Below are 12741 nucleotides of genomic sequence, written 5' to 3' on the forward strand. Positions count from 1 at the left end.
AGAGATGACCGTGTGAGGAGCAAGCGGGCGGAGGAGCTGAAACGCACGATGGAAGAGTAGACGATGTGCCCGCGAGCGCTCGCTCGCGGGCGGCCCGGCGCTCCCCGCGGCGGCGCGCCTCCGCGGGCCAGGGCAGCGGATCCCGCCGGTCGTGGCGCGCCGGCGCCGGCTCGGAGGCCGGCGGCGCGCCGGGGCTGCTCAGAAGCGGCCCGACACGCCGACCCCGGCCGCGCCTGGACCGGCGACCGGGGTCAGCCGGATCCCGGCGGAGGGCGCAGGCGAGCTGGCGGACGGCCGGGGCTGGTTGAACCCGAGCTCCCAGATGAGGCCTCCCGCGACGCCGGCGGCGCCCAGCCCGAGGAGCACGCCGCCGACGGTGGCGTGGGTGCGGCCCTGGTTGCCCAGATCGGCCACGTCCGGCTCGCAGTTGACGCGCCCCTGACAGCTGTCCTCGGCGGCGCCGATGTCCGCGAAGCCGCTCGAGGTCAGGATCCCGCCGACCAGCAGCGTGACCACGCCGGCGCCGGTCGCGACCCACGGCGCATACCCGTACGGGGGCTGCGGCGGCGGAGGCGGCTCCGCGGAGAGGCTCGGGGTCGCCGAGGCGGTGGGGAGCGTCGGCGGCGGCACGGGCGCGGACGCCGACTCGCTGGCGGTCGGGGTCGGCGCCGGCCGGATGGAGTTCTTGAGGTTCTGGATCTTGTCCTGGATCGTCTGCGCGTCGGTCGCGTCCGGCATGCGGGCCAGGTACGTCTCCAGCGCGGTGACCGCCTCGGCGCGGTCGCCCTTCTTCTCGTAGGCGTTGGCGATGTTGATGAGCACCGCGTGCGCCGCGCAGTCGAGCCGGTAAGCGTCCTTCCAGTACTGGATGGCGCGGTCGTAGTCGGCCCGCTCGTAGAACTGCGTGGCGGCCTTGTGTGCGCCCTTGGCGCCTTCCAGGTCAGCGGGCGTCGCGGTGCGGTTGCACTCGGGGTACTCGATGGCCGGATCTCCTGCTACGGCCAACCCCGCGGCGAGGAACATCCCCGCGCCGAGACCGACCAGCCAAGTCCGAAGCACACGCATCCGAGCCGCCCTCCACGAGAAGTGGGCGCAGCATACTGATCCGTTTCGCCGGCAGCGAGAAAAAGGCATCACGGCGGACTTCGGGGCAATGCGCTCGGCCCGTCGACCGCGGGACGGGCGGCCGAGCGAGGCGGCGGGCCGGATCCGGCGCCCGCCGGCGCGACCATCGCGCGCGGCTTGGTCGTCGTCGACGACCGATGACGACCGACGACGACCGACCCGGAGCGCCAGGGATCGGTCACGGCGCTTGCCCGGTTGCCGGTTCTGCTAGTCTCGCCCGGTGATGCTCCCCGAAAAGAAGCAGATCCTCGTCGTCGATGACGAGGCGAACCTCCGGCGGGTCCTCAGCGCCCAGCTCGGCCGGGATGGCTACGAGGTCCACACCGCCGAAGACGGCGAGGAGGGCCTCGCGTTCCTCAAGGAGCACCACATCGACCTGGTCATCACCGATCTCCGGATGCCCAAGGTCGACGGCATGGACCTGCTCCGGGCCGCGCTCCGCGACGACCCCTCGCGCCCGGTCGTGCTCCTCACGGCGCACGGGACGGTCGACAACGCCGTCGAGGCGCTCAAGACGGGCGCGTTCGACTACATCACGAAGCCGTTCGATCAGAACGAGGTGCGCGTCGTCGTGAAGAAGGCCCTCCGCACCCGCGATCTCGCGAGCGCGGACGCCACGCGCGACGTCTCCGCGGCGCCGCCCCGCGGCGGCTCGGACCGCTTCGGCATCATCGGCGAGAGCCCGCCCATCCAGGAGCTCTACGCGATCCTCGAGCGGGTCGCCGACACGCCGACCACGGTGCTCATCAGCGGCGAGAGCGGCACCGGGAAGGAGCTCGTCGCGCGGGCGCTGCACGAGAACTCCAGCCGGCGCGACCGGCCGTTCATCAAGGTCAACTGCGCGGCCATCCCGAAGGATCTCATGGAGTCGGAGCTCTTCGGCTACGAGCGCGGCGCCTTCACGGGCGCGGTCGCCTCCAAGCCGGGGCGCTTCGAGCTCGCCTCCGGCGGGACGCTCTTCCTCGACGAGATCGGCGAGATCCCGACCGAGATGCAGGTGAAGCTCCTGCGCGTCCTGCAGGAGAGCGAGTTCGAACGGGTCGGGGGCATCAAGACCATCCACGTCGACGTCCGGCTCGTCGCCGCCACGAACCGCGATCTCAAGCGGGAGATCGCGGCGGGCACGTTCCGGGAAGACCTCTTCTACCGGCTCAACGTCGTCCCGATCGCGCTCCCCGCGCTGCGCGATCGGAGGAGCGACATCCCCCACCTCTGCGCCCACTTCGTCGCGAAGTTCAACGCGCGCCTCAAGAAGAGCATCGAGGGCATCGAGCCCGAGGCGCTCGAGCGCCTGTCGTCGCACGCGTGGCCGGGGAACATCCGCGAGCTCGAGAACGTCGTCGAGCGCGCGCTGCTCTTCGCCGACGGCGCGCGCATCCGGCTCGACGATCTGCCGGAGGAGATCCGCAGCGGCGCCCCGTCGGCGCCCGGCGCGTCGCTGCCGCCCGCGGCCGCCGACACCGCCCTCGCGCCTTCGACGCCCGACGGCCTGAAGGAGCAGGTCAAGGCGGCGATGAGCAAGCTGGAGCGCGACCTCATCGAGCGCGCCCTCAAGCAGACGCACGGCAACGTCACCCACGCCGCGCGGCTCCTCAAGATCTCTCGCAAGGGGCTCCAGCTCAAGATGAAGGAGCTGAACCTCCGCGAGCGCGACCCCGAGTGAGACCGTGGGCCCCGGCGAGCAGCGCTCCGTCCGCGCGCTGAGGGGGAAGGCGCTCGCGGCCGCCGCGTCGCTCGCCGTCCTCCTCGCGGCCTCCGCCGGCTGCGAGCGCGGCGGCGCCTCGCCCGGCACGGACGCCGACCTCGACGCCGCGCCGCCCTGGGACGTGGGCCAGGCCGAGCCGGAGCCGCGCCCCGGCATGGCGTGGATCCCGAAGGGCGTGCTCATCGCCGGCACGCCGCCGGACCGGCTGCCGCGCATCGCCGACGAGGAGATGGCGGGCGCGCAGGTGGTGATGCACGGCTTCTACATCGACGTCTTTTCGTACCCCAACGAGGTCGGCGCGATCCCGACCACGAACGTCACGCAGGACGAGGCGCGCGCGCTCTGCGAGGCGCAGGGCAAGCGCCTCTGCACGGAGCTCGAGATCGAGCGGGCCTGCAAGGGGCCGGCGAACACCACGTACGAGTACGGCGACGCGTACAAGGCCTCGGTGTGCGCGACCGGGCAGAGCCGGGTGCTGACGCCGAACGGCGTGAACGCCGGGTGCGTGAGCGCGTTCGGGGTGCACGATCTCCACGGCGGCGTGTGGACCTGGACCTCGAGCCAGTGGCAGCGGGACACCAGCAAGCCGGGGCTCGTGACGCTGCGCGGGGGCAACGGGCCCTCGGGCGAGCTCGTGGGGCGCTGCGCCCACGGGCGCGGCGTCAAGCCGGACACGCGCCGCCCCGAGGTCGGCGTGCGCTGCTGCGCCGGGGAGGTGAACAGCTTCGAGGTGGTGCTCGAGGTGACGCGCGATCGCCCGCTCCGGCTGGAGCCGCTCGTCGACCCGCGCGTGGCGGCGCAGCTCGCCGAGCTCGCGCCGGAGGAGGCGCGCGCCGCAGCCCAGGCCGGATCGCCCGAGGCCGCGTTCAAGGTCGAGCGCATGTGGACCTGGCACCCCCGGGGCAACGAGGAGCTCGTGCTCGGCGGCGGCTGCGCGCGCCCCGGCGCGAAGGAGGCGCGCGGCCGCGGCAAGCGCGCGAAGCGGGCGCGGCCGGGCGACAAGGCGACGTGCGGGCTCCTCGTCGCGCGGATGCGTCTGAGCACGCCCGCGCTGCTCGCGTTCGTCTCGACGGACCTCTGGGAGCCCACGCTCGGGGAGACCGACTCCCCGCGCGAGCTCCTGCTCTACGGCGGCGACGCGCTGGGCGTCTTCCGCCGCCGGATCACCTACGAGTGGGGGAAGATCGGCGTCGCCGACAAGGAGCGCAAACGCAGGCACAAGGGCCGTCGCGGGCTCTCGTTCGACTAGGCGACGACCGGGCAGGGCGCGCGTCCGCGTAGCGCGGCGCTTCGGTCACAGCGGGGGTGGCGCTTTCGCGCGGCGGCGATCACATTCCAGCGGCGCGCCGGCCCGTGGCACATTGACCTTGCGCCCGCGCGCCTGGAAGGGCAGCGCTAGCAGCGCGCCGCCGCCGCTCTGCCTGCGCGCCCGCCTGCACGCTCCCTCGGCACGCCCCCTTCGATGACCCGCCCGCACGACCCCGAACCGCGCGACGCGCCGAGCATGCGTCCGGACGATCCCGGGCGGCGGCGCGCGGCCGCGCGGAAGGCGCTGCGCGCCGCGGTCGCGCTGGGGCGCGCGCGGCTGCGCGGCGCGCGCGGCGGGCAGCTCGGCCTCGCCATGGCGGCGCTGATCTCGCTCGGGTACGGCGCCACGGCGCTCGTGCTCCGGCTCGACGACGGGACGACGTCGCTCGAGGGGCTGCTCGGGTCCGCGGCGCGCGGGCTCGCGTGGGCCGCCGCCGGCCCCATCGCCCTCGCCGCGGCGCACGACCGGCCCGCGTCCGACCGCCGCGACGGCGTCGAGGCGCTCGCCGCGTCGCGGGGGATCTCGCGGGCCTCGCTGCACGGGGCGCGCAGCCTCGCCGCGATGCTGGAGATCGCGCGCGTCGTCGCGCTCCCGCTGGCCGCGCTCTCGGCGCTCGCGGCGCTCCTCTCCGGCTCGGTGCTGCTCGCGCTCCAGCACCTCGCGTTCGGCGCCGCGCTCGCCCTGTTCGGCGCCGTCTCCGGCGTGACGCTCGGCGGGCTCGCCGCGGCGAGCGGCCGCATCGCCGGCGCGCGCGGGCGCGCCCTGTTCCTCTCGCTGACCCTCGTCCCCTGGGCCCTCGCCGACCTCGCCGGCGACGCGCGCTGGTCGATCCCGGGCGCGCTCGGCGCGTTACTCTCCTTCGCGGCCCGCTCGGCCGGGAGCCCCGCTGGATGATCCCGGGCGCGCCCATCGCGGCGCTCGAGGGCGTGCGCGCGCGCGACAGCGCCGGCGAGGCGGGTCGCCCCCGCGGGAGCCTCTTCGGCGCGGCGGCGGCGCTCGGCCCGGGCGTGCATGCCGTCCTCGGCGCGCCGGAGGACGGGACGCTGGCGCTCGCCGAGGTGCTCGCCGGGCGCGCCGCGCCCCTCGCCGGCCGCGTCCTCGTGGGGGGGCGCGAGCCGTACCGGAGCGCGGCGACGCGGGCGCGGATCGGCGTCCTCTCCATCGCCCCGGAGCTGCCCGACGGCGCGTCGGTGGCGTCCTGCATGGCGGTGGCGCTCCGCGCCCGCGGCGCGCCCGCGAGCAGCGCCGCCGCGCTGCTCGACGCGCTCGGCGTCGCGCCGCTCCTCGCGCGCCGCACCGCCTCGCTCAGCTTCGCCGAGACCCGGGCGATCGAGCTTTCGCTCGCCCTGGGGGTGCCGCAGCCGCTCCTGCTCTGCCTCGTCGAGCCGTTCGCCGACGTCGCCGTGCCGTCGCCCGCGCCGGTCCGCGAGCGCCTGCGCGCGTTCGCGGCGGGCGGCGCCTGCGTCGTGCTCATCACGTCCTCGGCGGTGGACGCGCGCGCCCTCGCCGATCGCATCCACGTGCTCGATCGCGGCGTCATCGCCCGGACCGAGCCCGGCGACGGCGAGCGCCTCGCCGTCGCCCCGAGCCCGGCCGCGCCCGGCGCCGCGGGGCCCGAGATCGAGCTCCACGTGCTCGTCCACGAGCGCGCGCCCGGCGCGCCCGGCGCTCGCGCGCTCGCCGCCGCGCTCGCGCGCTCCCCCGCGGTGCGCGCGGGCGCGTGGGAGCCGGGGCCGGCCGAGGCGTCGTCGACGCTGCGGATCCGGGCTGCGGACCGGGATGCAGCGGCGCTCGCGCTCGTGGATGCGGCCGCGCAGGAGGACGTCGCGCTGATCGCGATCTCGTCCCCGGCGCCGTCGCTGCGCGACGTGCGGGCCGCGACCGCGCTGCACCTCGCCGCCGTTCGCCCGCGCCGGCCGTTCGGCGCGCCCGCGGGGGACGGCGCGGCGCCGCTGCCCGGCGCGCCGCCCCAGGGCCCCGTCGCCGTGGCGGCGTTCGACGCGCCGGCGGCCGACGGCTCGCCGCAGGCCGCGGAGACAGGACGCCAGCATGGTGGGTGAGAGCGCTCCGATCGACGCAGCGCCGCCGGTTCCCCCCGCGGAGGGGGGCTCCGAGCGGGCGACGCCCGCGCGGGTGGGCGTCCGGCTCGGCATGGAGATGGCCCTGAGCCGCCTCCGCGCGCGGCGCCCGCTGCTGGCGCTCGGCCTCGGCGTGGCGCTCGCGGTCGCGGCGGCGGTGATCGAGCTCGCGTTCGGGTCGTCCGGCGCCGTCGACCGGGCGCTGCTCGCCACGTTCCGCCTGGTCACACCGCTCACGATCTTCGCCCTCGCCGCCGACGCCGCGGATCGAACCGCCCTGCGCGACGCGGCCTGGCCGGCGGCCCGCTTCGGCGCGTCCTCCCACCATGTCGCGCTCGGTATCGCCCTGGCCACGGCCCTCGCCGCCGCCGGTGTGGGCGCGCTGCTCGCCGTCGTCGTCGTCGCGACCGCCCAGGGGCCCGGCGCTGCGCCGTTTGTCCAAGACATGCTCATCAGTGGGTGGATCGGCGCGCTCGTCGGCGCCGCCTACGCCGGCTGGTTCTCGCTCGGCGCGACCTTCCACCGGCGCGGCCTCGGCCGCTTCGCGCCGCTCGCGGCCGATTTCCTCTTCGGAGGCTCGGCCGGTGTGGTCGGCGCGCTGATGCCGCGGGGCAACGCCGTGAACCTCCTCGGCGGTCCCGCGCCGCTCGGGCTCGGGCAGCCGGCGAGCGCCGGCTTGCTCGCGCTGAGCGCCGTTCTCCTCGCGCTCGCCGCGGCGGCGCGCTGCAGGGAGTAGCGTCGCGCGCCGCCGCGGCGCGGGCGCCCGTTCCGGCGATCGCGGCCGGCCGGCGGCCGCGACCGGCCGCTCGACCGCCGTGCCGAGGCGCGGAGCTGCCGGCCACGCGAGGGGGATGGCTTCATCCGCCCGTTCACGTACTCTTCGAGGGATGACTCACGACGACGACGAGGCCACCAAGGCGGTCAACACGCCTCGCTCGGTCCTGCTCGTCGGCTCGGCGGAGGCGCTCGCGGCGCGCTGCAGGGGGATGTGCCTGCGGGCCCGCGTCATGCTCATCGTCGAGAGCGACCTCGCGGCGCTGACGAACACGGCCGTGGAGCGGAAGCCGCTCGCGCTCCTGTTCCCCGACGACATCTACGCCTTCGACAGCGCGGAGTTCGACGCGCTGGCGCGCGACATCCAGGCCGCGGTGGTGACCCTGGAGCCCGGCGTCACGGACGAGGTCATCGAGGCGCGGCTCTCCGAGGCGCTGCTCCGCGCCGAGCTCCTCCGCCAGCCCGAGCCGGCCTCGAGCCGGTACGTGCTGGTCCCTGACGGACCGCGCCGCTCCAAGCGCCGCTGAGCGCGGCGTCCTCCTTCCTGAAAGCGTCCCAAGGATCCCGCCCCGTGAACGAGCTGCACCTCGATCCTGCCGCGTCCCGCCTGACGATCCGGACCCGCGCCGCCGGGATGCTCGCGCGGCTCGCGCACGACCTCGAGATCACCGCGCCAGCGCTGCGCGGCCGGGCGCGGCTCGACGGCGACGCATGGACCGCCGAGCTCGAGGTCCGCGTCGCCGATCTCCGCGTCGCGGGCGTCCTGCGCGGCGACCGGCTCGACCCGGACGCGCTCTCGGCCGGGGATCGCCGCGACATCGAGCGCCGCATCCAGGGCGAGGTGCTCGGGGGCACCGATGTCGTGGAGGTCCGCGCCTCGGGGGCCGCGCGCGATCGCGCCGACGTGCGCGTGCAGGTCGCCTCGGGGAGCGCCGCGCTCGCGGCGCGCCTGTCCTCGCGCGATCTCGGCGAGGGGCGCATCGGGGTGACGGGGGGCTGTCAGCTCTCGCTGGCTGCGCTCGGCGTGCGCGAGGTCAAGGGGCCGCTCGGCGCCTTCAAGGTGCGGGACGAGCTCGAGGTCCTCTTCGACCTCACTCTGCGGCCGGCGGGGTAGGCGGCTCGGCGGGGAGCTCCGGGGCGGCCTCGCCGCGCGAGCACGCCCCGTGGACCTGGTAGGGCTTGCCGGCGAGGCGCTTCGCGAGCGAGGCCCCGCGCCAGGCGACGTAGGCCTTGTTGAACTCGAGCACCTGATCGGCGGCGAAGTAGGGGTTCTTCGTCTTGCCCAGCGTGACGAGCGTGAGCACCTGCTCCGCCACGCTGACGGGGCAGCCCTCGAGCCGGATGACGCTCTCGTTCCGGGCCTTCGCGAGCTTCGTCGTCACCTTCACCATCTTCGCCAGCACGTCGTCGTGCTTCGCGGTGTAGGGGTCGCGCGCGCTGCGCTCGCGGTACAGGCTGTCGATGCTGATCAGCTGATCGCCGATCTTGCCCTTGTACGTCGCGCAGTCGCCGATGAAGACCACCTTCTCGCCCGGCTTGGCGTCGATGGGGCCCTCGTAGGCGCCGAACACCACGTGCATCCGCGGCATCTTCGCGTCGCACTCCTTGTCGTACTCGCGCAAGATCTCGATCGCCTCCTCGATGGCGCCTGGGCAGCCGCCCCAGCAGTAGTCGGTGTGCTCGGGCTCGGGCGGCGTGCCCGCGTAGGCGGTGATGTTGGTGCCCTCGAAGTACTTCTCGACGCGGACGAGGCCCACCTTGAACCCCTTGGCCTTCTGCTTCGCCTCCTCGAGCGTCACGTCGCCGGTGATCTCGATCTCGCCGAGGTCCATCGGGCCGAAGCCGCGCTCGGAGGCCAGGCGGATGTGGTCGACGCTCCTCGGATCGACGCCGATGATCTGGCAGCAGACCGAATCGAAGGCGACCTGGTTGTTCCCCATGATGATGAGGCCGAGGTCGAACGGCGTCGGCGTGAGCATCCGGCCCTCGCCGGCGGTGATGGCGTCGATCGCGATGAACTGCGGCTGCACGATGTACTGGAGGTCGGCGACCTTCTCGTTCAGCCGGTGGTCGTGATCGATGAGCCGGTGCCGGTCGTCCTGGATCCCGATGTAGTTCTTCATCGAGAAGGTCACGGTGGTCCAGGGGTGCGACTTGAACTTGGGGCAGTTCACGAAGAAGTCGGCCTTCGCGACGGGCTCCGGCGTGAACAGGTAGTCGCGCAGCCGGCCCTCGTGCGTGAGCCGGATCTCGACCTGCTGCTCTTCCTCGAAGTGGTAGTGCTTGACCCCGGTCCGCCGGAACATCGGGTAATAGCCGGCGCCCTCGTAGGTCATGCGGGTCGGGAGCGTGATGCCGCACCGCTCGCCGACGGCGAGCTCGGTCACGCGCCCGTCGTCGCGATCCCTGAGCGCGCCGATCACCCCCTCGATGAACTCGGGCCGCGTATAGGCGTGCGGGAAGTGCGCGCCGGACGCGACGACGTTCGGCTTGATGAGCGTCCGGCCGCGGGGGCGCAGCGAGAGCTCCTCGAGACCGCTGCGCACGATGCTGCGGATCTTCTCCACATCATACGTCGAGCAGCGCCGCAAAATTACACGAGGGCGCGACGCGATTTTCATAGATCACCAGCGTAAGTGTCGCCGTGAGTCACCGCAACACCTGCTGCCGAACGGGCCGCAGCGGGGTCCCGATCGGCCCGGACGCCCGCCGTGGTGCAGCGCGGACAGCTCCGCCGCCGCGCGGTGCGGATCAGCCCGGACGCTCGCTGCCGACGAGCCGCGCGAGCTCGGCGCGGACCTCACGCGTCGCGTCGATGAGCCGGCCTTCGAGCTCGTAGATGCGTTCGGCCGGCGCTTGTTCGGTGGGCTCGTGGGGGGCGCGCAGGCGGCACCGGGCCACCTTCAGCCGGATCGCCGTCCCCGTCGACCGGAGCGCGCCCTCGACGCGCGCTCCGGGGGCCGACGATGCGGTCGAGCGGAGCCGCACGCGGTCGCCGTCGAGCTCGACGAGCTCCGCCTCGCCGCCCCTCGACCAGGTGAGATGCCAGCTCATTCCGGCCTCCGGGGGTTCGGTCGAGCCTCGCCGCGCGCCGCGCGGGGCGCGGGGCTGCGCCCGCGGTCGCCGCCGCCGCGGGCCCGCTCGATCGCCGCGCGGGCCTCGCGGGCGGCGTCCTTCTCCTTCAGGCTCTCGCGTTTGTCGACGGTCTTCTTCCCCTTCGCGAGGGCGATCTCGGCCTTCACGCGGCCGTGCTTGAAGTAGAGGCGGGTCGCGATCACGGTCATGCCCTCGCGCTCCACGCCCTTGCGGATCGCCTCGATCTCGGCCTCGTGGAGCAGCAGCTTGCGCGGGCGCTTCGCCTCGTGCCCGAAGGCGGCCCCGGGCATCACGGGGATGTTGACGCCCTTCAGGAACACCTCGCCGTGCTCGATGGCGCACCAGCTGTCCGTCAGCTCGGCGGCGCCCTCGCGGAGCATCTTCACCTCGCTGCCGAGCAGCACCAACCCCGCCTCGAACCGATCGTCGAGGGTGTAGTCGAACGTCGCGCGCTTGTTGCGCACGATGAGCTTCTCCCCCTCTCGTTCCTTCTCTTTGCCAGCGCGGCTCACGCGGCCGCATAGCGCGCGCGCCGCCGTCTGTCCACCGCCTCTCCGCGCATGGCGCCGTGGCCGGCGCGCCGGGGCGGCGGATCGCGCCGGCGCGCCGGGGCGGCGGGTCGGCGGGGCGGCGCGGCCCTGTGTGGGGTCGTGCGGTCCGTGCGGCGCCCTGCGGCGCCGCGCCGTCGCTTCTGTGCCGCGCGGCCGCGGCGCGGTCGCTTGACGCCGAGCGCCGCTGCTCGTCCAATGGATGCATCGAGCGCGACGTGCTGTCGGGCCGGAGGACGGAGTGAATCGCGGACGGGGCTTTTCCGCCTGGCTCGGAGCGGTGGTGGCGATCTCTGCGGTGGCCCCCGCGTGGAGCTGCAGCTGCGCCGCCGACTCGATGGTCGACGCGCCATACGCGAGCAGCGCCGGGGTCGGGGGCGACGGCGGTCAGGGCGCGAGCTCCGGCAGCGGCGGAGAGGGCGGCGGCGGCGGGCACGGCGGCGAGGGGCAGGGCGGGAGCGTGCCCGCGGAGACGGGCGTGGAGGCGACCGAGACGGTGACCGCCGGCGAGGTCGCGAGGAGCTCCCGCTACCGGATGGTGTTCACGCTCGGCCAGCCGACGCAGAACCAGGGGACGTCGGCCTCGCCCAAGGTGCGGATGCAGGGTGGGCTCCTCGGAGCCAACGGGAGCTTGCCATGACGAGGATGTGGCGATGAGGACATCGAGGATCGCGCGGCGCATGACGGCCTCCGCCCTGGCGGCGGGCGCTCTCGCGAGCGCAGGGACCGCGGCCGCGGCGGTGCCGGCCACCATCACCCACCAGGGCCGGCTCTTCGACGATCGCGACGCGCCGATCAACGAGACGCTCGACGTCGTCTTCGCCCTCTACGACGCTCGCGACGCGTCGATCCCCATCTGGAGCGAGGTCCACGCGATCACGTTCGAGGACGGCTTCTTCTCGGTGCGCCTCGGCTCGATCACGCCGTTCCAGGGCGCGATCTTCGACGGCGCCGAGCGGTACCTCGGCATCACGGTCGGCGACGACGTCGAGCTGAAGCCGCGCGCGACGGTCGCGAGCGTGCCGTACGCGCTCCTCGCCGGGAACGTGAACGGCGACATCACGCCGACCTCGGTCACGGTGAACACCGCGAACGGCAGCACGGTGGTGATCGACGAGAGCGGGGTCGTCGTGAACGGCGGCCAGGTGATCAACGAGGACGGGGAGTGGGTCGGCTCGCCGGCAGGGCTCGAAGGGCCGGAAGGGCCGCAAGGGCCGCCGGGCCCCACCGGGCCGACCGGCGCGACGGGCCCGGAAGGGCCGACGGGTCCCGCGGGTCCGACGGGCGCAACGGGGCCAGCCGGCCCCACGGGGCCGGAAGGCCCGGTCGGTCCCAGGGGCCCGGAAGGCCCGGTCGGGCCTGCTGGGGCGGCGGGCCCGATCGGGCCGGAGGGCCCGGTCGGCCCCATGGGACCGATGGGCCCGATCGGTCCCATGGGCCCTCAAGGTCCGATAGGTCCGATCGGCCCGGAGGGTCCGATTGGACCGACGGGCCCTGAAGGACCGACGGGTCCGGTCGGTCCCGAGGGCCCCGTCGGGCCTCAGGGGCCCCGCGGTTTCACGGGCCCCACTGGGCCTACCGGGCCTCAGGGGGTCGTGCTCTCGGTGATGGCCAGCGGCGTCGGCCCGCACCCCACGCTCCCGTCGGGAGTGGCCATCGACTTCTTCGGCCCGACGGTCAAGGTGGCGGTCTCGTCGGGGAGCCAGTCGATCTACGCGACCGCGCATCGTTACCTGGGCTCGGGCACCGAGCCGGCGAACAGCCTCAGCCTGTTCATGTGCTACCAGCAGGATCTTTCCGAGCCGGAGGGCCCCCCGGTGTTCGGCCCGATTCAGACGGTCGGCCTTGGGATGACTGGAGGCAGGGTCCCCCCAGGCACGCGCGTGCCCTTCGGGCTCAGCGCCGTCATTACAGGCCTCAGCCCGGGCACGTACAACATCGGGATGTGCGGCCAGACGTTGAGCCGCAACTGGAACAGCAACGATTACGGCTACATCTCGGTCCTCCTCGTCAACGGCGGCTAGCCGCAGGGGCCGCCGCGGCTAGCTGCTGAGTCCAGCGCGATCAGCCGCTGAGTCCGTCGGTCGCAACGGACGCACCGGGCAG

The 12741-nt window shown here is 74.4% G+C and carries 13 protein-coding genes; 9 read left to right on the forward strand and 4 right to left on the reverse strand.

Features of this window, described 5'->3' with window-relative positions; all coding sequences use genetic code 11:
- Nucleotides 1-198 precede the first annotated feature (198 nt).
- A complete protein-coding gene (locus WMF26_RS15265; protein WP_438000920.1) occupies nt 199-1059 on the reverse strand; it encodes a tetratricopeptide repeat protein in 861 nt (286 codons plus the stop codon).
- 289 nt (nt 1060-1348) lie between these two features.
- On the opposite strand from WMF26_RS15265, the gene WMF26_RS15270 reads away from it, so the two are divergent.
- The 7 genes from WMF26_RS15270 to WMF26_RS15300 all read left to right on the forward strand — a co-directional run bounded on the left by WMF26_RS15270 (nt 1349) and on the right by WMF26_RS15300 (nt 8105).
- Nucleotides 1349-2788: a sigma-54-dependent transcriptional regulator gene (locus WMF26_RS15270; RefSeq protein WP_437339484.1), complete on the forward strand. Its 1440-nt coding sequence runs from the start codon at nt 1349-1351 to the stop codon at nt 2786-2788.
- Between the two features lie 4 nt (nt 2789-2792).
- On the forward strand, nt 2793-4079 hold the full coding sequence (locus WMF26_RS15275; RefSeq protein WP_438000921.1) for a formylglycine-generating enzyme family protein: 1287 nt from the start codon (nt 2793-2795) through the stop codon (nt 4077-4079).
- A 255-nt stretch (nt 4080-4334) separates the two neighbouring features.
- Nucleotides 4335-5033, forward strand: a complete 699-nt coding sequence (locus WMF26_RS15280; protein ID WP_438000922.1) for a hypothetical protein — start codon at nt 4335-4337, stop codon at nt 5031-5033.
- Complete coding sequence (locus tag WMF26_RS15285) at nt 5030-6199, forward strand: ABC transporter ATP-binding protein (RefSeq protein WP_438000923.1); 1170 nt, start codon at nt 5030-5032, stop codon at nt 6197-6199. Before WMF26_RS15280 ends, WMF26_RS15285 begins: the two co-directional genes overlap by 4 nt.
- Nucleotides 6189-6953, forward strand: a complete 765-nt coding sequence (locus tag WMF26_RS15290) for a hypothetical protein (protein ID WP_438000924.1) — start codon at nt 6189-6191, stop codon at nt 6951-6953. The genes WMF26_RS15285 and WMF26_RS15290 overlap by 11 nt, the downstream gene beginning before the upstream one ends.
- 151 nt (nt 6954-7104) lie before the next feature.
- Entirely contained in the window at nt 7105-7518 is a 414-nt protein-coding gene (locus tag WMF26_RS15295; protein ID WP_437337750.1) for a hypothetical protein, read from the forward strand.
- Between the two features lie 44 nt (nt 7519-7562).
- Nucleotides 7563-8105 carry a hypothetical protein gene (locus WMF26_RS15300; protein WP_061621824.1) on the forward strand — a complete coding sequence of 181 codons (543 nt, stop codon included), beginning with the start codon at nt 7563-7565 and terminating at the stop codon, nt 8103-8105.
- On the opposite strand, the gene WMF26_RS15305 is transcribed toward WMF26_RS15300, so the two are convergent.
- The 3 genes from WMF26_RS15305 to smpB form a co-directional block, all read right to left on the reverse strand.
- Nucleotides 8083-9537 carry a DUF362 domain-containing protein gene (locus WMF26_RS15305; protein WP_437337752.1) on the reverse strand — a complete coding sequence of 485 codons (1455 nt, stop codon included), beginning with the start codon at nt 9535-9537 and terminating at the stop codon, nt 8083-8085. The genes WMF26_RS15300 and WMF26_RS15305 overlap by 23 nt on opposite strands.
- Before the next feature lie 205 nt (nt 9538-9742).
- A complete protein-coding gene (locus WMF26_RS15310; RefSeq protein WP_061621826.1) occupies nt 9743-10045 on the reverse strand; it encodes a hypothetical protein in 303 nt (100 codons plus the stop codon).
- Nucleotides 10042-10599 carry an SsrA-binding protein SmpB gene (smpB, locus tag WMF26_RS15315; RefSeq protein WP_438000925.1) on the reverse strand — a complete coding sequence of 186 codons (558 nt, stop codon included), beginning with the start codon at nt 10597-10599 and terminating at the stop codon, nt 10042-10044. Before smpB ends, WMF26_RS15310 begins: the two co-directional genes overlap by 4 nt.
- A 319-nt stretch (nt 10600-10918) precedes the next feature.
- Between smpB and WMF26_RS15320 the strand changes: the two genes are divergently transcribed.
- The gene (locus tag WMF26_RS15320) at nt 10919-11275 is read left to right on the forward strand and encodes a hypothetical protein (RefSeq protein ID WP_438000926.1); all 357 of its coding nucleotides are present in this window, start codon (nt 10919-10921) and stop codon (nt 11273-11275) included.
- Nucleotides 11276-11288: 13 nt separating this feature from the next.
- The gene (locus WMF26_RS15325) at nt 11289-12659 is read left to right on the forward strand and encodes a collagen-like protein (RefSeq protein ID WP_438000927.1); all 1371 of its coding nucleotides are present in this window, start codon (nt 11289-11291) and stop codon (nt 12657-12659) included.
- Nucleotides 12660-12741 lie beyond the last annotated feature (82 nt).

This window comes from Sorangium sp. So ce185 (assembly GCF_051526825.1).
In the GTDB taxonomy this organism is placed as follows: Bacteria; Myxococcota_A; Polyangia; order Polyangiales; family Polyangiaceae; genus Sorangium; species Sorangium cellulosum_D.